Origin of the sequence: Collinsella sp. LCP19S3_A7 (assembly GCF_052121995.1) — a bacterium.
Taxonomy (GTDB): Bacteria; Actinomycetota; Coriobacteriia; order Coriobacteriales; family Coriobacteriaceae; genus Collinsella.
The window spans coordinates 1-21,075 of the sequence record NZ_JBQKDE010000006.1; the positions used below are offsets into that span (position 1 = coordinate 1).

Genomic DNA, 21,075 nt, shown 5'->3' on the forward strand with positions numbered 1-21,075 from the left:
CGGCTCGCGGCCGCCCGCGCCCCCGAAGGGCACGTCGCGGGCCCGGCACCAGGCGGTGAAGGCGCCGTACCCGGGCAGCCCCTCCCCGCGGCCCTCGCGCAGGAACGCGTACACGGCCATCTTGGTCATCCCGGGCAGCTGGGCCTTCGCGCGGATCACCTCCTCGAGCGGGTCGAAGGCGCTGCCCCTCGCGGACCTCCCGTCGGCGGCGGACTCGCCCTCCCGCCAGTACTTGGCGACCGTGTGCCGGTCCATGCCGTGCCTCCTCGCGATCTCGCTGAAGTTCGGCTTCGCGCCGGACCCCCTGTAGACGTTCAGCTCTCCCATTACGTTTCGCTCCATATCCCGCTCCTCCCGGGTCGGATACCCGATCGGAGCATAGTTCCGTTAGCGCAGTTGGTGAAAGTGCGTTAGCGGGGTCGGCGAAAGCGCGTTAGCGCATTCGGCGAGATGCGTTTGCGAAAGTGGTCAATTTTAGATTAGCGCTAACAGCACCGACCTCTGGATCGTCCCCACGGCCATCAGAACTCCACCTCGCTCAGGTCGTCCAGGGCGGCGATTGCCTGGTCGACGTACTGCTTCGTCGCGTAGACCGAGAGGTCGGGCGTCGCGCCCGGCGCCCCGTCCTCGCCGTCCTGTCCGGGCGCTCCCTGCGGCCCCTGCTCTCCGGTCTCTCCCTTGAGGCCGGAGAAGGCGAAGGCGAACGTGCGCGCCCCCGGCGTGCCGCCGAGCGTCACGGTTACCGACGGAGTGCCCGTGGAGGCGTCCACCCTTCACCTGGGAGGCCGGCATCGCGTACTTCCTCGCGGTCAGCACCGGGATGCGTCGCGGGGAGGTCTGCGGCCTCTCGTGGCGCGACGTCGACCTCGAGAGCCGGGTCATATCGATCCGCAAGTCCTACGGCTGCTTCGGGAACCTCAAGGACCCCAAGACGAAGGCCGGCGTGCGGCGCCTCCCCATGCCCGACTCCGTCTGAGACGCCCTCGTCATGCACAAGGAGGCGCAGAAGGCCCGCATTGACGAGTACGCGGCGGAGCAGGAGAGGCCGGCGAAGAAGAACGGCGAGAAGCCCGGAAAACGCCTGGAGCAGAGCGAGAGCACCCCGGTCGTTCTCAGCACGACCATGGGCAGGCTCAGCCCAAACGTGCTCGAGGCATGGTGGCTGCGCGACCGCGAGACGCTCGGCCTCAATGGCTGGGCGTTCCACGAGCTTCGCCACTCCTACCTCTCCACTCTCGCCCTGAGGGACGTGCACCCCAAGGTGATGCAGGAGCTGGCCGGCCACGCCTCGAGCGAGATCACGATGGAGATCTACACCCACGTGAACATGGAGGCCAAGCGCGCGGCGGCAGACGTCGTGAGCGACCTCTTCTCCGAACCCGTCGAGGCCGCCCCCGCCGTCACTCCGATCGTCCAAGTCGAGCCCCGCGTCATCAACGGCGGGCGCCGACTAACCCTCGTAAGCTCACCTCGTGAGCGCGTAGAAAACGCCCCCGAAGGCGCCTCAGAGCAACCCGAAGAACGATTCGTACCGGATTCTTACCAGGCAGCAACCCGCTGAGAGGAAGTCAAAAGAAACGATACGCTCTACCTGCGCATTTATTCGCCTTTTCGAGTCCGCTGCCTCCCTACGTCATTAGCTGAGAGCTAAGGTTGCGGTAAACGGCCAATGCAGTTATCCAAACGCCGAGCAAACGCACTTTGCGCGACCGTCTGCCAGTAGTGATCAACCCACCGTTACGGATTCCCCGGTAAAGGCACTGATCATCAACAGGACAAAGAGCACCAGGTAGCTGACACTCAGCGGGTACGCAATAATCAGGAAGACGACCCCGCCGACATTGGTTTTACCGTCGGCACGGCGTTGCTCACGATTGCGGCAGAGCCAAATCGTCACGCCAATGGCCACGATCAGCAACACGAGTGCCGCTGCCGCCAACCCGGCAAGCGCAAACATAACGCCAATGCTCACAGCAATAACCGGAAGCAACAACAAGCCGCATCCACACCCACCGGGACTATAAACGGCAGACTGTCGGCGTCGCCCCATCGTCATTCCAACCTCAACATCTTTGAACACTACAATGCGATAGCCTGCTGAACAGGAACGATCTTATCCAGTTCCGGCTCGATGCGCCTCTTTTCCGCCTCGAGGTCAAACGCTATCTGGGCGCGCAGCCAATAACCATCCGTTAGGCCAAAGTAGCGGCAAAGGCGAAGATCGGTGTCAGCCGTAACACGACGCCTCCCCAAAATAATCTGCCCAATACGCTGTGCCGGAATCCCGGTCTCCTTAGCAAGACGATATTGAGAAATGCCCATAGGAACAAGAAATTCCTCTTTGAGAAGTTCACCAGGAGTCACCGGTGACAGCAAATCGGGCGCGGTCTCATCACTTGTGATAATCGACGATTTCGACATTCCAAGCCATCCCCTGTCTCCACTCAAAGCAGACCCGATAGCGCTCATTAACACGGATACTATATTGGCCGGCGCGATCGCCCTTCAACGCTTCAAGACGATTGCCCGGAGGAACGCGAAGGTCATCAAGTGAAGCACAAACCTGCAGTTGACGAATCTTCCTCAATGCGACCCGCTCAAAGGGCACGAACCTCCTGACCCGCACACCCATTGCAAAACGTTCGGTATCCTCATCTTTGTACGATGCAATCATAGTATCGCCTTACGTTAATAACGTCAAACGTTTCTACAGACATACATCTCTATTATACCGTACATTTGTTCGTATTTTCTAGAACATGCGCCCGCGCCGATTAACCAAGCAAAAGCAATCGTTTGTAGACATCGAGGCCCTTGAGCAAAATTTCCTCGTCAAAGAGCATGGTATCAGTGTGAAGAGCGCTCATCGCATAAGCTGGGCAGCCGTCTGCGTCGATCGGGTTTTCTTGCGCCTCTGGCACGCCCGTGCCCAGCAAGAAGAACACGCCCGGCAGATGGCGCTGATAGAACGCAAAGTCCTCGGCAATTAACAGCGGCTCCTCCACAAGCTGCAGGCCGGGCAAGGCAGGCGCGACGCTGGCAAACAACTCGGGGTCGTTGTCGACCGGCGGATAGCCCTCGGCAAAGTCGAGATCGTACGTGCAGCCCGTTGCAGCGCATGCCTCATCAAGCACGCGGCGCACGCCCTCGCGCGCCCGGTCGAACATGCCGTCCGTAAACACACGCAGGCTTCCGGCCACATGGGCCTCCCCCGCCACCGCGTTGCAAACCGTACCGGCCTGCAGCAGACCAAACTTGCCGATACAGGGCTCGTCGCCGCCCAGCTCGTCCATCAGCTCGCGCTCGGCAACCAAAAACTTCGCTGCCGCCAACGCGGCATCGTGCGACTCCTCGACCGGCACGCCATAGGTCTTAGCAATATGGATGCTCGTGCCGTGAATATAGATATGCGTCTCGCTCGAACGCGCCAGCAGCGGACCGGAACAGCTCGCCAACGTGCCGGCAGGCAGATCGGGCCACACATGGAAGCCAAAAATGCGGTCGACCCCATAGCGCTCGAACACGCCGCTCTCGCATACCGTCTTGGCACCACCGGTCGTTTCCTCGGCCGGCTGGAACACAAAGAGCACGTTGCGCCTCATGGCGCCCGGCTGCTCGCGAATCGTACGGTCGACATACGTCGCGGCGGCAAGTGCCATGGCCATGTGACCGTCATGTCCGCAAGCGTGCATCTTGCCGGGATGGGTCGAGGCAAAGGCCGCCCCTGTCGCCTCCTCAATGGGCAGCGCATCCATATCGGCGCGAATCGCCGTGGCATGCGCGGCATCAACGCCGGCGTCGAAGAAAGCGCAGACGCAACTGGGGCACGGATGGGTCACTTCGCAGGTGAGCGGTGCCAGCACGCCCTCGATATAGGCAATGGTTTGCGGAAGATCGAAATCGAGCTCCGGAATGCGATGGAGATCGCGGCGATAGCGACGGAGTTCTTGGAGCTCGGTCATAGAGGATCCCTTCGTGAGGCACATCTGTTGCAACTTATTGTGATACAGGATTGCGGCGCACATGTTTCCAGCATATCCCTGCATTTTTTAAACGTTATATACGAATACTCTTGTTTGGTAAAGTGCAACGTGATAGGGTCTTTACCACTTGATAGAGGCGCGGGCACGAAGAGCCGCGGGTGAGCCGGCAGGCTTTGACCCCGTGGGGAGGCGAAACCCGCCGAACTGGGTTTTTCGGGCACGAACAACCTGGTGGGCCTGTGGGAAACACCCACAGGACTGTCTGCAGCAATGCGGGAGCGCTATCCGGACATTGGGTCCACGCTATGCGGATTCGATGCGCAGATGGCGCCGTCTGGATAGCGAGGTTTACGGGACATGGCATTGACCCCCAACGAGGCATATGCGGCCAAGCAGCCGTTTGTGGACAAGAAGACGCTCGAGCATATCGTCGAGCAGTTCCCCACGCCGTTTCATCTATACGACGAGGCGGGCATCCGCCGCAACATGCAAGAGGTGCGCGACGCCTTTGCGTGGAACCCGGGCTTTAAGGAATACTTTGCCGTCAAGGCCAACCCCAACCCGGCACTCATCTCCATTCTCAACGAATACGGCTGCGGCTGCGATTGCTCGAGCTATACCGAGCTCATGATCGCCCGCTCGCTGGGTATCACGGGACACGACATCATGTTCTCGTCCAACGACACGCCGGCTGCGGACTTTGAGCTCGCCGACAAGCTGGGTGCCATCGTCAACTTTGACGACATCAGCCACATCGAGTTCTTTGAGCGTGTTGCGGGGCCCATCCCCAAGACGGTCAGCTGCCGCTTTAATCCGGGCGGCCTGTTCCAGCTCTCCAACGGCATCATGGACAACCCCGGCGACTCCAAATACGGCATGACCACCGAGCAACTCTTCGAGGCCTTCCGTATGCTCAAGACCAAGGGTGCCGAGGACTTTGGCATCCACGCCTTCCTTGCCAGCAACACCGTCACCAACGACTACTACCCCAAGCTCGCGCGCATCCTCTTTGAGCTTGCCGTGCGCCTGGAGCGCGAGACCGGCGCACACGTCGCCTTCATCAATCTATCCGGCGGCGTCGGCATCCCCTACCTGCCCGAGCAGCAGGCCAACGACATTCACGCCATCGGCGAGGGAGTGCACGCGGCATACGACGAGATCCTGGTCCCCGCAGGCATGGGCGATGTGGCAATCTACACCGAGATGGGCCGCTTTATGATGGGCCCCTACGGCTGCCTGGTCACCAAGGCTATCCACGAGAAGCAGATCTACAAGGACTATATCGGTGTCGATGCAAGCGCCGTCGATTTGATCCGCCCCGCCATGTATGGTGCCTACCACCACATTACGGTGATGGGTCAGCCGGGCGGCGCCGACAAGGGCACAGCGCCCGTCACGAACACCTATGACATCACGGGCAATCTGTGCGAGAACAACGACAAGTTCGCCATCGATCGCGAGCTACCGCATATCGACATGGGCGACCTGCTTGTAATCCACGATACCGGTGCGCATGGCTACTCCATGGGCTACAACTACAACGGACGGCTGCGCTCCGCCGAGGTCCTGCTGCGCCCCGATGGCGCGGCCGACCTCATCCGCCGCGCCGAGCGCCCGGGCGATTACTTTGCCACGCTCGACGTGCTGCCGTGCGGCCGAGAACTGTTGGCCAAGTCGCGCGCCGAAAGTGCCCGCCACCGCGCCCAAGACGAGCGCCTGGCAGTCGCCGCCCAATGGAACAAGCGCATCCAGATCGCCGAAGCGAAGGAGAAGAACATGGACATCCGCAATCTCGAGGGCTCAATCGTCGCCCTGGTTACGCCGTTTAAAAAGGACGGCAGTGTCGACTTTGATGCGCTCGAGCGCCTTATCGATTTCCACCTGCAAAATGGCACCGACGCCATCCTCGCCCTGGGCACCACCGGCGAGAGCGCCACGATGACCGACGACGAGGACAACTCCGTTGTCGCCGCGGTGGTCAAGCAAGTTGCAGGACGCGTCCCCGTCATCGCCGGCTCGGGCTCCAACTCCACGCAGACCATGCTCACCAAGTCGCTCACTTACCAGGGCTTGGGAGCCGACGGCCTGCTGCTCATTACCCCCTACTACAACAAATCCAACGAAGAGGGTATCTACCAGCACTTTAAGACCGTCGCCGATGCCGTAGACATCCCCTGCATCCTGTACAACATCCCCGGCCGCTGTGGCTGCGGCATCAGCGAGCGCAACGTGGAGCGCTTGGCCGCGCACCCCAACATCATGGGTATTAAGGAAGCCTCGGGCAACGTCGCCTACGCTGCCAAGATCGCCCACCTGCTGTCCGACGACTTCCGCATGTACTCGGGCGAGGACGCGCTCACCGTGCCGCTCATGAGTCTGGGTGCTTCGGGCACCATCAGCGTGTGGGCCGACGTGCAGCCGCAGCTCGTACATGACATGTGCCGCGCCTATCTGGACGGTGACGTGGCACGTGCCCGCGATATCCAGATTGCCGGCCAGCCGCTCATCAATGCCCTCTTTAGCGAGGTCAACCCCATCCCCGTCAAGGAAGCGCTCGCCCAGATGGGTATGATCGAGGCAAACTACCGCATGCCGCTGTGTCCCATGGCAGACGACACGCGATCCGCACTTACCGATGCTCTGAAGGGAGCTGGTCTGCTTGATTAAGACCGTCATTATGGGAACGGGCCGCATGGGCTCGCTCATCCGCACTACCGCCGAGGGTATTGTCGACGCTGACGGAGAGCCCGTTTTTGACATCGTCGCCCAGATCGGCTTCGACTTGTCAGAGCTCGAGAACGCTCCGGCAGCCGACGTCATCATCGACTTCTCGAACGTTGCGACCTTCGACGCCGTCGTCGCCTATGTCGAGCGCACGGGCACGGCGTTGGTCTCGGGCACCACAGGCTATACGCCCGAGCAGATGGATCGTCTGCGCGAGCTGGGTCAGAGCACCCGCGTCATGCACTCCGGCAATTACTCCATCGGTATCGCAGCCCTGCGTCATCTGGTGGCACAGGCCACGCGAGAGCTGCCCGGCTTTGACTGCGAAATCGTCGAGACGCACCACAACCAAAAGGTCGACGCCCCCAGCGGCACTGCCAAGTTGCTGCTCGACGCCGTCGTCGAAGCCGAGCCCGAGGCAGGCTACCACCCCGTCTATGGCCGCGAGGGCATGTGCGGAGCGCGCGACCCCAAGGAGATCGGCATGCACTCGCTGCGCGGTGGCACTGTCGCCGGCGTGCACGAAGTGAGTTTCTTTGGCCAGGACGAGGAGGTCACGCTCGCGCATCGCGCCACGAGTCGTCAGATCTTTGTCAACGGTGCCTTGGCAGCCGCGCAGAAACTCGTCACCCGCGAGCACGGCTTCTATACCTTCGACCAGGTCATGTTTGCCTAACCAGATATCAACCGGATCCACCCAAAGGAGAGACAGCAAATGAGCAACGCAGCCGAAATGGATGCACAGGAGATTATCAACTATATCGCCACCGCGCCCAAGAAGACGCCCGTCAAGCTGTACGTGCGCGAAAAGCCGGGCATGAAGGTCCAGTGGGGCAGTGCGCATGTCTATGGCGGCCGCCGTGGCAAGACTGTATTTGGCGACTGGGATGAGCTCAAGGCAATCCTCGACGCCAACGTCGATTCCATCGACTACTACGATGTGGAGAACGACTGCCGCAACTCCGCCGTGCCCATGCTCGACCTCAAGGGCATCAACGCCCGCATCGAGCCGGGTGCGATCATCCGCGACCGCGTCGAGATCGGCGACCGTGCCGTCATCATGATGGGCGCCATCATCAACATCGGCGCCGTCATTGGCGAAGGCTCCATGATCGATATGGGCGCCGTGCTGGGCGGTCGCGCCACCGTGGGCAAGAACTGCCACATTGGCGCCGGCACCGTGCTGGCAGGCGTCGTGGAGCCCGCCAGCGCCACGCCCGTCATCATCGAGGACGACGTTATGATCGGCGCCAATGCTGTGGTCCTGGAAGGCGTGCGCGTGGGCAAGGGTGCTGTCGTTGCCGCCGGCGCCGTGTGCGTCGAGGACGTCCCCGCCGGCGCCGTCGTGGCCGGTGTCCCTGCCCGCGTCATCAAGATGCGCGACGAGAAGACCGACAGCAAGACCGGTCTCGAAGAGGGCCTGCGCCAGCTGTAGGGTTACGCGGTTTTACCAAACCGCGTAACGGCTCGACGCTCCACCTTTGGTTCCGTCGTTCTAACGAACGACGGACCGGTCGACGCTGCAAACGCCCCTAAGCGGCAATCTGACGTTCAATCGTCGGTCGCGTACAAAAGTACGCTTCCCTCCTCTTTCACGTCACCTTGCTCGCTCTGGGTCGTTTTCGCTGACTTATGCTCAACCTACGACGCGATGTCGGCAACCAAGCCGAAAACAACAAAGGCCGAAGCACCATCGGAGCTTCGGCCTTCCCTATCTCAGGATTCCGTCGTATTCAACCATGGCGGGTTGCTTTGACAGGCGCCCTACGGCCGTCTTATAGACCTCGGAACGATCGCGCCGCCCTATTGCTACAATCTCGGCAATCTCAACCATTCCGTCCTCTCGGATTCGGAAAACCATTTTGAGTCCCGCATTCCGCCATTTAATCTTTTTGCAGCCGGCGAGCTCGCCGTGAAGCGGCGTTCCGATTTCATCAGCGCGCGTCTTTAATTTTGCGACGGCAATACGGACGAGCCTGCGCTGGGATCCATCTAGTTTTTGATATTCCTTCTCGACGTCTCGATTCAAAAAGCCGACAACAAAATGCCCGCTCATTCGAAAAGGTCCTCGTCGGGAATCGCGTCCGGATCCATCGACTCAAGCTCCGCGAGCTCCTCGGCAGTTAAGGCGTCCTCAAACGGAACAAACTCATGCGGACCATGCTTGGCTCGATCCGCAGCGATGCGATTTATCTCAAGTTCACGCAGATACTGCAGCGCGCCGTACATTTCCTCATAGGCAGCATAGTCGATAATCACGGTATCGATATCATTATGATCAGCAATGAACTGAGGCGCGCGTTTTGCGCGTTTACGAATGGTGGATAAGGACTTGCTTGCTTCGGTAGCAGAAACAACCTGGTCTTTTGTAAACACCGGTTTTTCCAGAACAAGTGGGGACATTTTGACCTCCAAAAAATAATCTGGATTATATTTCAAAGTATTCTTCAAAATATTTTCTGTATTTATTTCCAAATTAGAATTTGATTAATTTTGATTTATTGAACTCTCTGTCGGACGCATCACTATTCACCGATCCCCCCAGCAATTGCAAATATACAAATCAAAGAGAGAGCAATGAGCTACACTAAATGAGTTAGCGTAGCTTAACGGCACCGTTAAGCCGCCTGATTTCTTTTAGCGAGGTTACCGATGCCCTTCTGTCCTCATTGTGGCAAGCCACTCCATGGTCCTGAATCATATTGCAGCTATTGCGGAGGCCCTATACCAATCGCGCCGGTCCAACCTGAACAACCGAAATCGTCCAAACCCAAAAAGAACAAGACTAAGGACGACACCAAGCTGTTCATTAAAGGCAAAACCGATCTGTCTTCGTTTGACGCGTTTAATAAAACTCGCTCTTACAAAGTAATAAATTCAACCAAAGGCCTCGTATATCACGTCACAGGAAAACGAAACGAAGATGAGTCCGTCTACTCGTTTTTAACTGAAAGTGGATATCCCCAAGCAACACTTACATTTATGCATAAAGCTATAGATGGAAACATATTTGATCCTGACGACTTGGGCAGCTATGACAGTTCGACCCAAATGCGCATCTCTCATGAGGACATTCGTGAAAGGGAGCGAAAAGAAGCGCCGGAGCGCCCCAAATCTCTGCTTGAACGCCTTGTTACGCCCAAGCCAAGGTTCACTCAAGATGAAAGCTATAGATTTGAGGAGAGCTTTAACCCACTTGGCTTCGTTTCGGGCGAACAACAACATGTAGCCGGGCCATACATCGCTAGGAGCAGCAAGCCTTTCGGGTGTAAAAAGCCAACGAAAACTGAGATTTACCGGGATGGAATCCTTGTCGCAGCTGTCAAGCCAAAGGACGACAAGACCATCGTCGTGCTGTTCGACAAGAAGTCCCATAGAGAGATCGCCCTTTTGTTTGCTTTCGCATTATATCTACCTTATTAGAGTTAGGCCTAGAAGATGAAGTACTGCTATTACTGCGGAGCCGAAATGCGCGAAGGACTTTCCTTCTGCACAAAATGCGGCAAAGCAGCGCCCTCTCCAATCCAACCGAACTCGGATAAGGCTAATGCCCCAGAGGCCGTTGAGACAAAGTCTGTGCACCTCGACTCCAGTCAACAGTCGCAAACCAACAAAGTCACCGACGAAAAAATACAGACAGCTAAACCAAATGCGGTCCGCAATGTCGAGATAAACCAGTCTCCTGATTCCGACGAACTGTCCACGGCGGTGAATTCGACCTGTCGAGAACTCGCAAACCTGGCTGCATTGGGATTCAAGAAATGGAAAACCCTTAACACCAAGGGAAAAATCGCAGCCGTTATCATAGCCCTGGTCATCTGGTCCATGCTTCGCAGGATGTTCTTCCTGTTTTAAATCAAACACCTACTGATACGGAATCTGACAATGCGCTATTGCATAACCTGCGGAAATAAACTAGTCGATGGCGATATCTATTGCGGTCACTGCGGCGCGGCCGTACCGGATTGGCTGCGCAAAGCTCCCAGCGATGACGAGGGCTTACCCAATGAAACCCCAAAATCCGCTCCGTACGGTGCCAAGCAGCCCTCTGAGCCAAATCAGCTACGGGGCAAGTCTGATGAAAATAAACAGGAAGCAGAGGAGAAGCATAAAGGACCACTCAAATGCCCAGCATGCGGTGAGTTGCTCTCGCCCTATGAGAACACGTGTCCGTCATGCGGCTACAAACTCAAAGAAGCTTCCGAAGGAGCCATAGGACGGCTCTATCAAACCATCAGTTCGATTGAAGAGAAGCGTCCTAAGAAGGAAAAAACCGCGTCGACAGACATAAGCCCCACTGACAAGAAGATCGCAAGTGCAATCAAGTCATTTCCCATCCCCTCTGAAAAAGAGGATCTTATTGAATTCCTTTCTATCGCCAATTCGAACATCGATCCCTATACAGATGTTCACGATGCATCGAAAATCAGCGAATCAGAGCGACTTATTTCCAAAGCGTGGAAGTCACAGTTTGACCAAGCATATACAAAAGCCAAACGTCTATTCGGAAATACCAGGGACTTTGAGCAGTTCAAGCTGATGAAGGAAAGTAAGGAAAAGGAACTTGAAGATCGCAAAAAAACCGCTGCAATCATAACGTCGATTCCCCTCATTATTTCGATTGCACTCTTCATGGGCTTATTGGCTGTCCTATTTGCCCTACGCGCCTGCGGAGCAGACTAATTCACCAACGCATCCGCCGCATTTGTAGCCGCTAGCAACGAACTCGGAGGTCAACATGTCGTCAAAAATAATAAGCGCAGGAATGATGGACCAAATCAGATGCGATCAAAAGGATTATTTGATTTGGAAATGGCGCCCCGATAATGACGCACGTCGCGAAAACGCGATTCGATGGGGATCGTCGCTCCGCGTAAGAGAGGGATCCGTTGCCGTTTTTGTCTGCCGGCAAAGAGGCGGCAAACTCATTCAGGAATATATCGAAGGCCCATTTGACAAGACCCTTGAAACATCGAACCTGCCGATCATAGCCAACCTCGTCGCGCAAGCATACGGCGGTGGGACACCTTTCCAAGCCGAAGTCTATTTCATCAACCTTGCAAAAGTGCTGCAATCTAAATTTGCAGTCAGGTACTTCGACGTCTTCGATTCTCGATATCCAGAGTTTGGGATTCCGGTCGCCGTACGAGGAACCATCACGTATTGCATAGCCGATTACCGGCGCTTCATCAAATTGCATCGTCTCGATGAATTCGATACCACAGACCTCCAGAGTCAAATCAAAGACCATGTTGCACGCAAGATCAAAGGCATCGTGGCGAACGTGGCCACAACGCAACAACTCCCCGTTCAACAGCTTGGGAACAAGACGGATGACATCTCCCGGCTAGCAATCGAGGCGCTCTCAGAGAAACTCAATGAGCTATTCGGGGTTGAACTGTCCAGCGTCGATATCGCTGCAATTGATATCGATAAGGACAGCGAGGAATTCAAACAGCTAATGGCCGTCACCCGCGATATCACAGCTGCAACCGCCAGGGCGAAGGCAGAGGCTGATATAAAAACCATTCATGATGCCCAGCAAATAAAAATGCAGAACCTGGCAGAGCAACTCCGCATTGAACGTGAGGAATCTCAGTACGGCATTCACAAGCAGACTCAATCCTCCAATATGGCCGCTTATCAAATTGAGGCGCAAACTGCTGTCGGTGTTGCGGGCGCAGAGGCTCTTGGTCGAAGCGGCCAAGCTGGGGGCATAGCCCCAGATTCAGGATTGAATATGGCTGGAATCACAGCAGGGATAGCCATCGGGGGTGCCCTGGGGCAGAATATTGCAGGCAACATGAACAGCCTGCTGGGAACCGGCGTTCAAGCTCCGCCGCCTCTACCCCGAAATAGCTACTTTGTTGCCAATGGCGACAAAACCACCGGGCCTTTTCCCATTCAGGCACTTCAGCAAATGAGCACCGCAGGCTCATTGAACGCTTCGACGTTGGTGTGGAAGCAAGGTATGGCCGACTGGCAATCCGCGGGAAGCATTCAAGAGTTGGCGGATTTGTTCGCCAGGTCAACAACTCCGCCACCCATCCCACAGCAAGAGAAATAGATGAAATAGAGAAAAAGATAGTGGGCTGAAGGGCAATTCCTTCAGCCCACTATCTTTTATCGATTCTCGATGCTACCGATGTTTTTGAGCTCGATGGAGATCAGGCCGTTGGGCTCGTTGACGAACTCGATGTACTCGGAGTTCGAACCCATCTCGGCCGGGAAGCTGATCTCGATGCCCGTGTCGGTACGAATCTTGTGATTGCGTACGGCCGCGCGCTCGACTTGCTTGCGCTCCACGGGCACGCGCTCGGGCACCTTCTCCTCGGTCAGCGCCGCACGCACGCTCTCCTTGATGACCGGCTCGTCCTCAAAGACCTCATCGACGATATCCCAAGGCGGCAGCTCCTCGTCGTCTTCAACCTTCTCGGCAACGGCGGCTTTGACCTTGGCGAGCGCTACGGCCGTGTTGGCGCCGTGCTCCTCGGCGACTTCCTCGACCACGCGCGTCACCGTGTCGATGACCTCCTTACCCGAAACCCCCGTGTCGCACTGCAGCAGGCCGTCGGGAATGAGCATGCGGTCCTCGCCGGCAATCTTGCGCTTCTTGTCCACATAGCCGATCTCCATGGTGCTTGCACGCACGATGGCATAGCTCGGCACCTTTTGCGAGGGGTTTGGCAAAATGGCGTAGTGGCGCGCGATGTCGTTACGAACCTCGCCCTCTTCGCGACCCACCTCGTGCATGAATGCCTGCTTGGAGCCCAGCAGCATCACGGCAAACCAGCGGGCATCTTCATCATCGTCAAAGTCCGCCACAAGCACGTCAGTGGACTCGGCTTTCTCGGCCTTGGTGAGTTCGGAAGAGATGAACTCCGCAATCTGCTGAGACAAGTCCACGAACTCACGCTCACCAAAGAAATAGCCCTTGAGCTCGCCGCCAAACGCAGAGTTCTCCGCAAACGTGGCGCGCTTATTGTCGGCCGAGGTACGTGCGCGGCGCAGATGCGTGGTCACAAAGCTGCGCACGGTACGGCTTTCGATATCCAGCTCGCGCTGGCTCATGACGTTGACGGCAGAGTCAAAGTCCAGGATATGCAGAATCGCGTGATTGATTTTCATATACGGCATTCCGTTCTAGATCGCTTTTGGCACGAACCAGTATAGCGGTCGAGTCCGCCCCAGGCGCATCGAAGATTGGTGCAAACAAACCTGTCCCCAATGCAGAAAAAGGCGCCCGGGTCACATGGATCCGGGCGCCTTCATTGTAGCCTGTTGCTTATACGAGCCGAATTTAGCAGGAAAAGTCGACGCTGTCGATAATGTCCTTGAGGGCCTTTGCGGAGGAGGTGAGCTCATGCTGCTCGTCATCGTTCAGCGGCACGGGGACGCGGCAGACAACGCCGTCGCGGCCAACGACGGTCGGCATGGAGATGGCAAGATCGGACAGGCCGTACTCGCCCACCATGAGCGAGGAGACGGGCAGAACGGTCTGCTCGTCACGCATGACGGCAGTGCAGATGCGCTTTACCGCCATAGCGACACCGTAGTAGGTGGCGTGCTTCTTCTCGATGATGGTGTAGGCGGAGTTCTTGACGTCCTCGGCAATGCGCTTCTCGGCAGCCTCATGCTCCAGGTGGCCGTGAAGCTCGCAGAAGGTGTTCAGCGGCACGCCGGCAACCTGAGCGCTGGACCAGGCGACAAACTCGGAGTCACCATGCTCGCCCATGACGTAGGCCTGGACATCGCGCGGGTCAACCTCGACGTGAGCGCCGAGCATTTGCTGCAAACGGCCGGTGTCGAGCACGGTGCCGGAGCCGATGACATGGCCCTCGGGCAGACCGGACATCTTGATGGCGGCGAAGGTCAGAACGTCGACCGGGTTGGAGACGATGAGCAGAATGCCGTCGAAGCCAGACTTCTTAATCTCGGGAATAATGGACTTAAAGATGCTGACGTTCTTGTTGACCAGGTCCAGGCGGGTCTCACCGGGCTTCTGAGCAGCGCCAGCGGTGACGACGATCATGGCGGCGTCGGCGACATCAGAATAATCGCCGGCGTAGATCTTCATCGGCTCGGCAAACGTCATGCCGTGCGCAATATCCAGGGCCTCGCCCTCGGCGCGGTTCTTGTCCACGTCGATGAGAACCATCTCGGAGAACAGACCACTCTGCATCAGCGCGAACGCCGAAGACGAACCGACGAAACCGCAGCCGACAATAGCGACCTTCTTCTCGTTAACCATTAGAAACTCCCATCTCTCTCCACAAACAAGCCGCCCGGGAACGACCCGAACGGCTTGCCGTAATCCCAATACATCCAATCGGGACTTTGATTATGCTCCTATACGCAGCCAAAAATCGACCGTTTACCGAAATTGTTTGCAGGATTCGTAAAATAACTGCACGAAATCGGTTTCGAGCTATTGACGAGCCCAAATAGTCTTCTAATACAGGCCCGCCTCGCGAATGGCCTCGACAGCCAAAGCAATCTGATCGGGCGGCAGGACCAGCGCCATGCGCACGTGCCCCTCGCCCGAAGGGCCAAAGCTCGCGCCCGGCGTCACCACAACGCCGGCCTTCTCCATAAGCTCCTCGCAAAACGCCATGGAATCGGTGCGACCACCGGGAAGCTTGGCCCACACAAACATAGAGCCATGCGCGTTGGGACGCTCCCAGCCCAGGTCCTCAAGACCGTCGCACAGGGCATCGCGGCGCTCCTGGTACTTCAGACGTTGCGCCTCGACCTCATCGCGCGGACCATTGAGGCAGGCGATGGCGGCCTTCTGAATCGGGAAGAACATGCCAAAGTCGATCTGGCTGCGCAGCTTGGCAAAGGCAGAGACCACATCCTCACGGCCGACCAAAAAGCCGATGCGCGCACCGGTGACGTTAAACGACTTGGAAAGCGAGAAGAATTCCACGCCCACCTCGAGCGCGCCGGGATACTGCAAGAAGCTGCCGCCGGGCTCGCCGTCAAACACGATGTCGGAGTACGCGTTGTCATGGACGATCAGCAGGTCGTGCTCGCGGGCGAAGGCAATGATCTCCTCGTAGACCTCGGGCGTGCCCACCGAGCCCACCGGGTTGGCGGGCAACGACACGATCATGTACTTGGCACGATCGGCCACCTCGGGATCGATGCCCGCCACATAGGGCAGGTAATTGTGCTCCGCCACCAGCGGATAGTACTCGAGCTTGGCATCGGCGATCTTGGCGCCCGCCTCAAAGACCGGATAGCACGGATCGGGAACCAGAATGGTGTCACCCGGATCGAGCAGGGCCAGGCCCAAATGACCCACGCCCTCCTGCGTGCCGTTGCACGACTGCACCATGGACGGCGTAATGCCCGAAACGCCAAAGCGACGCTCATAGTAATCGCACACGGCCTGCTTAAGCTCGGGCAGGTCGCGCAGGGAATACTTCCACATCTCGGGATTTTGGGCGGCCTGCGTGAGCGCCTCGACCACGTGGTCGTACGGCTTAAAGTCGGGCGTGCCCACGCTCATGTTGTAAATGGTCTTGCCCTGAGCCTTCAGCGCAAGAAGTTTGTTGTTGAGCGAGGCGAAGACCTCCGCGCCAAAGCGGTCGAGACGCTGCGATGCCTGCATGGTGCCACCTTTCGATATAAAAAATACGGCGCTCCGACAAGAGCGCCGCGCGATACGGGCCATCAGATTGCAAAAGTGTAACGCTTGCAACCCCCGTATTGGTTCAATTTAGCCAACCTTAGTCAATTGGATTGAGCGCGTCGATCCGCGCAAGCCACAGACGCGAGCTGGCGTCACTCGGCATACGCCAATCGCCGCGCGGGCTGAGCGTCACCGAGCCCACCTTGGGACCATCGGGCAGACAGCTGCGCTTAAACTGCTGGGCAAAGAAGCGACGATAGAACGTACGCAACCACGTGTGGACGGTCTTGGCGTCATAGACACCCTCAAAGCTCTTGAGCGCCATACGGTAGATCTTGCCCGGCTCAAAGCCAAAACGCAGCAGGTAATAGAGGAAGTAATCGTGCAGCTCGTACGGGCCCACCAAATCCTCGGTCTTCTGAGCAATCTCACCGTCGCCCGTGGGCGGCAGAAGCTCGGGGGACACCGGCGTATCGAGGATATCGAGCAAGACCTCGGCAATACGCCCGCCAAAGACATCAGCGGCATAACGTACTAGATGGCGCACAAGCGTCTTGGGCACGCTCGCGTTGACGGCGTACATGCTCATGTGGTCGCCGTTATAGGTAGCCCAGCCGAGCGCCAGCTCTGACAGGTCGCCCGTGCCGATGACAAAACCGCCAGCCTGGTTAGCCAGATCCATCAGAATCTGCGTACGCTCGCGGGCCTGGCTGTTCTCGTAGGTCACGTCCTGAACTGCCGGGTCGTGCTCAATGTCCTTGAAGTGCTGCTCCACGGCCGTGTGGATCGAAACCTCGCGGAAGCTCACACCCAGGTCGCGAGCGAGCGACTCGGCATTCGACTTGGTGCGATGTGTCGTGCCAAAGCCGGGCATGGAAACCGCCGTGATACCCGTGCGCGGCAGCCCCAATGCATCGAAGGCACGCACGGTCACAAGCAGTGCCAGCGTGGAATCCAGGCCGCCCGAAAGACCGATGACTGCAGCCTTGGTACCCGTATGGGCAAGGCGAGTCTTGAGGCCGGCAGTCTGCAGATTGAGGATCGTCTCGCAGCGCCCGGCCAGGTCACCATGGTCGGCCGGCACAAAGGGCGCGCGGGGGAAGACACGGTCGATGTCAAGCGCATCACGCAGGACAGGTTCTTCGGCCAGCATGCCCTCAAACGAAAACTCAACAATCGTGGCCTCCGGCGCATCATCCGCGCGCGTCCACGTGGTCGAACGACGGCGCTCGGCAACCAGACGGTCGAGGTCAACGTCGGCCACCGCCATATCGCAGGTGAGGAGCTTCGTGGCGGCGAGCTTCGAACCGTTTTCGTAGACGAGGTTCTCGCCTGCAAAGACCATGTCGGTCGTGGACTCGCCCTCGCTCGCGTCTGCATAGGCATAGGCACAGTACAGGCGCGCACTCTGATTGGAGATGAGGCTGCGGCGATAGTCTGCCTTACCGATAATCTCGTCCGAGGCCGACGGATTGAGGATCACCGTCGCACCGGCAAGCGCCATCTCGGTCGAAGGGGGCGCCGGCACCCACAGGTCCTCGCAGACCTCAATACCGAGTACCAAATCCTCGGCGCCCTCATCACAGCAGCGGTAGACAAGCCCCGAACCCAGCGGAACCGGACCCTGACCGGCAAACTCAACCCAAACAGGATCGGCGGGCGCCGGAGCAAACCAACGGCGCTCATAGAACTCGCCATAGTTGGGCAGATACTTCTTGGCCGTGAGGCCCAAAAGCTCGCCCGCGCAGCACACGGCGGCACAGTTGTAGATATTCTCGGCCACCGCAACGGGAAGACCGATGGTAAAGACAATCGGCAGCTCGCGGGTTTCATCGAGAATATGTGCCAGTGCAGTCTCGCAGGTATGCAGTAATGTGCGGTTATGGAACAGATCAGCCGCGGTATAGCCGCACAGATTAAGCTCGGGCAGCACCAGAGCACGAACACCGCGCTCGACCGCCTCGCGAACAGCCGCCAGCGCAACCTCGGCATTGCCCTCGACATCGGCCACGCGAATCCGCGGCGAGGCCGCCGCCACACGCAAAAAGCCATCAGACTGAGAAAGGTGAAGATTCATAAGAATGCTCCCGTGCGTAGACGCCATTCACAACAATTAGCAAGCCCTATTGTAGTTCAACCGCCGGGTGTAACCCCATCCCACCAATTTGGTGAGCTATTGATGAGTTGATGGTATCTGTTAAATGTCACGTACGATTCACATCTGGTGGGTACCCTGATGGCTACACGAAACGAAGCAGATTTACACCGGGAGGGCCCCGTATGACAACCAAGTACACCGACGCGCCGCGCACGCGCGTCATGACACCGGCCGCACTCAACAACGGCGTTCACGAAAACCATTCCATCGGACAGACCATGGCCATCGCGCCCAAAAAGGGCCTGTTCGACGACATTTCCATTCCCCAAATCATCGCCGGCGCCGCAGCTGCCGCCACGAGCGTCGCACTTGCTTCCAAGATCGGCATCGCCGGATCGGTGATCGGTGCCGCCGTGAGCTCGGTCATCACCGTTGTGTCCTCGCAGGTCTACCGCCACTTTATCTCTGCCAGCGCCAACGCCCTCAAAGGTACGCACGCCGCCGTCGACTACCCTGCCGGCGCCTATGAGCCCGTTGACCTTAATGCCGAGGAGCACCTGGGCGGCGCCGCGACTACGCAGGAGATGCGCCAGGTTGCGGGGCGCGCGACCACGGCGCGCGTCGCCCCCAACAGTCTGCGTGCCAAGGCGGCGGCAGAGCGCAGCCAGACGCAAAAGAAGGTCATCGTCTTCTCGATCGCCATCGCCATCGTCGCGGTCATCGCCTGCGCTGGCGCCATCCTTATCACCACCGCCGGTGAGGGTCTGGGCGAGCGCCCCGAGCCAATCCTATCGTCGCGCACGACCGAGCACGACGCGGATAGCTCAGATCAATCGCAAAGCCAGCAGGACGACTCGCAGGGCGACTCCGCATCCACCGATTCGTCCTCGAACGCCCCCGATCAGTCGCAGGGCGCCGATTCCTCTGTGAACAACAGCGGCACGCAATCCGGCACGACTGACTCAAGCCAAACGACCGACGGCTCTCAACCGAGCACGGGCGACCAGACGAGCGGCAACACGTCGGGAACGGACACAACCGACAGCGGCAACAATAGCAGCTCGAGCGGCACCGCATCTGGCACGGCATCTGACAGCTCGAGCCAAGGCACGGCATCGGGCAACTAAGCACGTTTGCCTCTCATAGATAACCGACCTGCATAACGGGCGCGAACCGGCAAACGGTCGCGCCCTTTTGCCATGGGCGACGAGATGGCAAGCCCCATGCGATGGTAAGATGCTTTGGTGTGTATAGAGGAGATTTGCCATGAGCAAGACAATAGTTAAGCCCGCACTATCGCTGGGCAACCACATCTATCTGTATCGCCTGCTGCGCGACGCGATTGGGTGCGGTAAGCAAACGTTTATGACGCAGGTCGAGGAGGCACTCGCCGCTGGCGACATGGCCGCTTATGACCTGGGCTTTGAGTCCACGCGCGAGCTGCTCGAGGAGCTCGACGACTGCATTAAGCTTACCGTCTTTAAGGGCGGCCGTCTGTATGCCACCGTCATCGCCAACGAGGCCTGGGATGCCGCCCTTGCCAAGGGCGAGGACAAGCCCAAGGCTGCCAAGGGAGCCAAGCAGTCCTACAAGAAGAAAAAGCGCGGCGAGAAGGACCTCAAGGCCGTGCGTCCCAAGCACGTTAAGCGTCCCGAGCCAGAGCCCGTGGCCGAAGTCGCTCCGGAGCCAGAGCCCGAGCCCGAGACAGAGATCGAAGTCGCTATTGAGGTAACAGCAGGAGCCGAAACCGAAATCGCCGCCACGACCGATCCCGAAGTCATATCAGAGCAGGAAGCCACTGCGGAGCTCGAGGAGGCTCCCAAGTCGACAACCGAAGAAGCCGCCAACCAACCCGAGACGTCTGCGTTCCAAAACAGCGATGTCTTTGGCGACGAGCCCGAGGACGATCAGTCCGACGAGCCCGACGATCAAGACGCTACCGAGTCGACGCCAGAGCCCGAGACGCCGCAGCCCGCCATCTCGCTCACGGTCGTCTATGACCCCGAGAACGCAAACGCCGGCATCACCACCATGGCCTCCACGCCCATCGAGGCAAAGCCATCTGTCGAGGCAGAGGATGCCCCGCGAACCGATACCAAAACCGAGACCGCAGACACGTCCGTCTCCGTGGAACCGACGGATTTCGCAGTTAAGCCGGAAACAGCGCCTGAGCCTGCCATCGAGTCCGCATCCGCATCTGCCTGTGACCAGATTCCCGCACCTGCACCGGCTCCGGTCCCCGTTGCGGTACCTGTCACCACACCCGCAGCACCGACCATCCCCGAGGACTTCCCCGTCGATTTCACAACCGAGGTCTTCTGTCCCGGCCCATTGCTACACCAGCTGTCGACCTATCTCCCCTACGGCGCCGACACGCTCGGCATCGTCGGCGAGTACTACTGGATCGCCCGCGAGCGCGGTACCATCGAGGCCGCGCGAAACCGCGCAAGCTTCCCCCTGCGCTACACGCAGGCCGGCGAGCGCCACGAAGTCACCGTGCGCATCCGCCGCAACACCACCGGCGGTCTCGGAGCCACCTGGACCATCGACAAAGTCGAGCCTTCTACCAAGTAAAAAAGGGACGATAACCCTCAAGGTTATCGTCCCTTTCTCGTTAGGTCACCTGAGCTCGA

At 58.4% G+C, this 21,075-nt stretch carries 22 protein-coding genes, 1 pseudogene and 1 riboswitch; of the genes and pseudogenes, 11 read left to right on the top strand and 12 right to left on the bottom strand.

The window, feature by feature from the left end; translation table 11 throughout:
• Nucleotides 1–342, bottom strand: a pseudogene (locus ACTQV3_RS04015) (IS21 family transposase); the annotation flags it as partial.
• A 179-nt stretch (nt 343–521) separates the two neighbouring features.
• Nucleotides 522–770 (bottom strand): hypothetical protein, encoded by a 249-nt coding sequence (locus ACTQV3_RS04020; protein ID WP_441549787.1) that lies wholly within the window; start codon nt 768–770, stop codon nt 522–524.
• A gap of 20 nt (nt 771–790) precedes the next feature.
• On the opposite strand from ACTQV3_RS04020, the gene ACTQV3_RS04025 reads away from it, so the two are divergent.
• Entirely contained in the window at nt 791–976 is a 186-nt protein-coding gene (locus ACTQV3_RS04025) for a tyrosine-type recombinase/integrase (protein ID WP_441535847.1), read from the top strand.
• 12 nt (nt 977–988) lie between these two features.
• Nucleotides 989–1,561, top strand: coding sequence for a tyrosine-type recombinase/integrase (locus tag ACTQV3_RS04030; protein ID WP_441535828.1), 573 nt, complete (start codon nt 989–991; stop codon nt 1,559–1,561).
• A 165-nt stretch (nt 1,562–1,726) separates the two neighbouring features.
• On the opposite strand, the gene ACTQV3_RS04035 is transcribed toward ACTQV3_RS04030, so the two are convergent.
• The 4 genes from ACTQV3_RS04035 to ACTQV3_RS04050 form a co-directional block, all read right to left on the bottom strand.
• Complete coding sequence (locus tag ACTQV3_RS04035) at nt 1,727–1,996, bottom strand: hypothetical protein (RefSeq protein ID WP_441549786.1); 270 nt, start codon at nt 1,994–1,996, stop codon at nt 1,727–1,729.
• Between the two features lie 83 nt (nt 1,997–2,079).
• On the bottom strand, nt 2,080–2,421 hold the full coding sequence (locus tag ACTQV3_RS04040; protein WP_427727846.1) for a HigA family addiction module antitoxin: 342 nt from the start codon (nt 2,419–2,421) through the stop codon (nt 2,080–2,082).
• Nucleotides 2,393–2,674, bottom strand: coding sequence for a type II toxin-antitoxin system RelE/ParE family toxin (locus ACTQV3_RS04045; RefSeq protein ID WP_427747940.1), 282 nt, complete (start codon nt 2,672–2,674; stop codon nt 2,393–2,395). The genes ACTQV3_RS04040 and ACTQV3_RS04045 overlap by 29 nt, the downstream gene beginning before the upstream one ends.
• Nucleotides 2,675–2,774: 100 nt before the next feature.
• Nucleotides 2,775–3,962 (bottom strand): N-acetyldiaminopimelate deacetylase, encoded by a 1,188-nt coding sequence (locus ACTQV3_RS04050; protein ID WP_441535830.1) that lies wholly within the window; start codon nt 3,960–3,962, stop codon nt 2,775–2,777.
• 144 nt (nt 3,963–4,106) lie between these two features.
• Nucleotides 4,107–4,275, top strand: a riboswitch (Lysine riboswitch).
• Between the two features lie 65 nt (nt 4,276–4,340).
• Between ACTQV3_RS04050 and dapA the strand changes: the two genes are divergently transcribed.
• The 3 genes from dapA to dapD are packed head-to-tail and all read left to right on the top strand — an operon-like array spanning nt 4,341 to nt 8,142.
• A complete protein-coding gene (gene dapA / locus ACTQV3_RS04055) occupies nt 4,341–6,650 on the top strand; it encodes a 4-hydroxy-tetrahydrodipicolinate synthase (protein WP_441535831.1) in 2,310 nt (769 codons plus the stop codon).
• A complete protein-coding gene (gene dapB / locus ACTQV3_RS04060) occupies nt 6,643–7,383 on the top strand; it encodes a 4-hydroxy-tetrahydrodipicolinate reductase (RefSeq protein WP_441535832.1) in 741 nt (246 codons plus the stop codon). Before dapA ends, dapB begins: the two co-directional genes overlap by 8 nt.
• Nucleotides 7,384–7,422: 39 nt before the next feature.
• On the top strand, nt 7,423–8,142 hold the full coding sequence (dapD, locus tag ACTQV3_RS04065; protein WP_441040967.1) for a 2,3,4,5-tetrahydropyridine-2,6-dicarboxylate N-acetyltransferase: 720 nt from the start codon (nt 7,423–7,425) through the stop codon (nt 8,140–8,142).
• A 276-nt stretch (nt 8,143–8,418) separates the two neighbouring features.
• Here dapD and ACTQV3_RS04070 read toward each other — a convergent pair whose 3' ends face one another.
• Nucleotides 8,419–8,763: a type II toxin-antitoxin system RelE family toxin gene (locus tag ACTQV3_RS04070; RefSeq protein ID WP_441535833.1), complete on the bottom strand. Its 345-nt coding sequence runs from the start codon at nt 8,761–8,763 to the stop codon at nt 8,419–8,421.
• Nucleotides 8,760–9,158, bottom strand: coding sequence for a hypothetical protein (locus ACTQV3_RS04075; protein ID WP_441549998.1), 399 nt, complete (start codon nt 9,156–9,158; stop codon nt 8,760–8,762). Before ACTQV3_RS04075 ends, ACTQV3_RS04070 begins: the two co-directional genes overlap by 4 nt.
• A 201-nt stretch (nt 9,159–9,359) precedes the next feature.
• On the opposite strand from ACTQV3_RS04075, the gene ACTQV3_RS04080 reads away from it, so the two are divergent.
• Genes ACTQV3_RS04080 through ACTQV3_RS04095 form a run of 4 tightly spaced genes read left to right on the top strand, consistent with a single transcriptional unit; the run spans nt 9,360 to nt 12,774 of the window.
• Entirely contained in the window at nt 9,360–10,130 is a 771-nt protein-coding gene (locus ACTQV3_RS04080; protein WP_441535835.1) for a hypothetical protein, read from the top strand.
• A gap of 45 nt (nt 10,131–10,175) precedes the next feature.
• Nucleotides 10,176–10,562, top strand: a complete 387-nt coding sequence (locus ACTQV3_RS04085) for a hypothetical protein (RefSeq protein ID WP_441535836.1) — start codon at nt 10,176–10,178, stop codon at nt 10,560–10,562.
• A gap of 30 nt (nt 10,563–10,592) precedes the next feature.
• Entirely contained in the window at nt 10,593–11,390 is a 798-nt protein-coding gene (locus tag ACTQV3_RS04090) for a zinc ribbon domain-containing protein (protein WP_441535837.1), read from the top strand.
• A gap of 55 nt (nt 11,391–11,445) precedes the next feature.
• Complete coding sequence (locus tag ACTQV3_RS04095) at nt 11,446–12,774, top strand: SPFH domain-containing protein (protein WP_441535838.1); 1,329 nt, start codon at nt 11,446–11,448, stop codon at nt 12,772–12,774.
• Between the two features lie 56 nt (nt 12,775–12,830).
• Here ACTQV3_RS04095 and ACTQV3_RS04100 read toward each other — a convergent pair whose 3' ends face one another.
• From ACTQV3_RS04100 to ACTQV3_RS04115, 4 genes are all read right to left on the bottom strand, one after another.
• Complete coding sequence (locus ACTQV3_RS04100) at nt 12,831–13,835, bottom strand: nucleoid-associated protein (RefSeq protein ID WP_118377194.1); 1,005 nt, start codon at nt 13,833–13,835, stop codon at nt 12,831–12,833.
• A 172-nt stretch (nt 13,836–14,007) separates the two neighbouring features.
• Entirely contained in the window at nt 14,008–14,958 is a 951-nt protein-coding gene (locus ACTQV3_RS04105; RefSeq protein ID WP_441535839.1) for an L-lactate dehydrogenase, read from the bottom strand.
• A gap of 201 nt (nt 14,959–15,159) precedes the next feature.
• A complete protein-coding gene (locus ACTQV3_RS04110) occupies nt 15,160–16,323 on the bottom strand; it encodes a pyridoxal phosphate-dependent aminotransferase (protein WP_154517336.1) in 1,164 nt (387 codons plus the stop codon).
• A gap of 118 nt (nt 16,324–16,441) precedes the next feature.
• Complete coding sequence (locus ACTQV3_RS04115; RefSeq protein ID WP_441535840.1) at nt 16,442–18,421, bottom strand: NAD(+) synthase; 1,980 nt, start codon at nt 18,419–18,421, stop codon at nt 16,442–16,444.
• Nucleotides 18,422–18,624: 203 nt separating this feature from the next.
• Between ACTQV3_RS04115 and ACTQV3_RS04120 the strand changes: the two genes are divergently transcribed.
• A complete protein-coding gene (locus ACTQV3_RS04120) occupies nt 18,625–19,569 on the top strand; it encodes a hypothetical protein (RefSeq protein ID WP_441535841.1) in 945 nt (314 codons plus the stop codon).
• Nucleotides 19,570–19,708: 139 nt separating this feature from the next.
• A complete protein-coding gene (locus ACTQV3_RS04125; RefSeq protein ID WP_441535842.1) occupies nt 19,709–21,016 on the top strand; it encodes a hypothetical protein in 1,308 nt (435 codons plus the stop codon).
• Nucleotides 21,017–21,075 lie beyond the last annotated feature (59 nt).

Coding starts and splice junctions, on each gene's coding strand:
- ACTQV3_RS04115 (WP_441535840.1), bottom strand. CDS start 18,421: ATGAATCTTCACCTTTCTCAGTCTGATGGCTTTTTGCGTGTGGCGGCG.
- ACTQV3_RS04085 (WP_441535836.1), top strand. CDS start 10,176: ATGCGCGAAGGACTTTCCTTCTGCACAAAATGCGGCAAAGCAGCGCCC.
- ACTQV3_RS04125 (WP_441535842.1), top strand. CDS start 19,709: ATGAGCAAGACAATAGTTAAGCCCGCACTATCGCTGGGCAACCACATC.
- ACTQV3_RS04050 (WP_441535830.1), bottom strand. CDS start 3,962: ATGACCGAGCTCCAAGAACTCCGTCGCTATCGCCGCGATCTCCATCGC.
- ACTQV3_RS04095 (WP_441535838.1), top strand. CDS start 11,446: ATGTCGTCAAAAATAATAAGCGCAGGAATGATGGACCAAATCAGATGC.
- dapA (WP_441535831.1), top strand. CDS start 4,341: ATGGCATTGACCCCCAACGAGGCATATGCGGCCAAGCAGCCGTTTGTG.
- ACTQV3_RS04040 (WP_427727846.1), bottom strand. CDS start 2,421: ATGTCGAAATCGTCGATTATCACAAGTGATGAGACCGCGCCCGATTTG.
- ACTQV3_RS04070 (WP_441535833.1), bottom strand. CDS start 8,763: ATGAGCGGGCATTTTGTTGTCGGCTTTTTGAATCGAGACGTCGAGAAG.
- dapD (WP_441040967.1), top strand. CDS start 7,423: ATGAGCAACGCAGCCGAAATGGATGCACAGGAGATTATCAACTATATC.
- ACTQV3_RS04105 (WP_441535839.1), bottom strand. CDS start 14,958: ATGGTTAACGAGAAGAAGGTCGCTATTGTCGGCTGCGGTTTCGTCGGT.
- ACTQV3_RS04090 (WP_441535837.1), top strand. CDS start 10,593: ATGCGCTATTGCATAACCTGCGGAAATAAACTAGTCGATGGCGATATC.
- ACTQV3_RS04080 (WP_441535835.1), top strand. CDS start 9,360: ATGCCCTTCTGTCCTCATTGTGGCAAGCCACTCCATGGTCCTGAATCA.
- ACTQV3_RS04030 (WP_441535828.1), top strand. CDS start 989: ATGCACAAGGAGGCGCAGAAGGCCCGCATTGACGAGTACGCGGCGGAG.
- ACTQV3_RS04100 (WP_118377194.1), bottom strand. CDS start 13,835: ATGAAAATCAATCACGCGATTCTGCATATCCTGGACTTTGACTCTGCC.
- ACTQV3_RS04120 (WP_441535841.1), top strand. CDS start 18,625: ATGACAACCAAGTACACCGACGCGCCGCGCACGCGCGTCATGACACCG.
- ACTQV3_RS04045 (WP_427747940.1), bottom strand. CDS start 2,674: ATGATTGCATCGTACAAAGATGAGGATACCGAACGTTTTGCAATGGGT.
- ACTQV3_RS04110 (WP_154517336.1), bottom strand. CDS start 16,323: ATGCAGGCATCGCAGCGTCTCGACCGCTTTGGCGCGGAGGTCTTCGCC.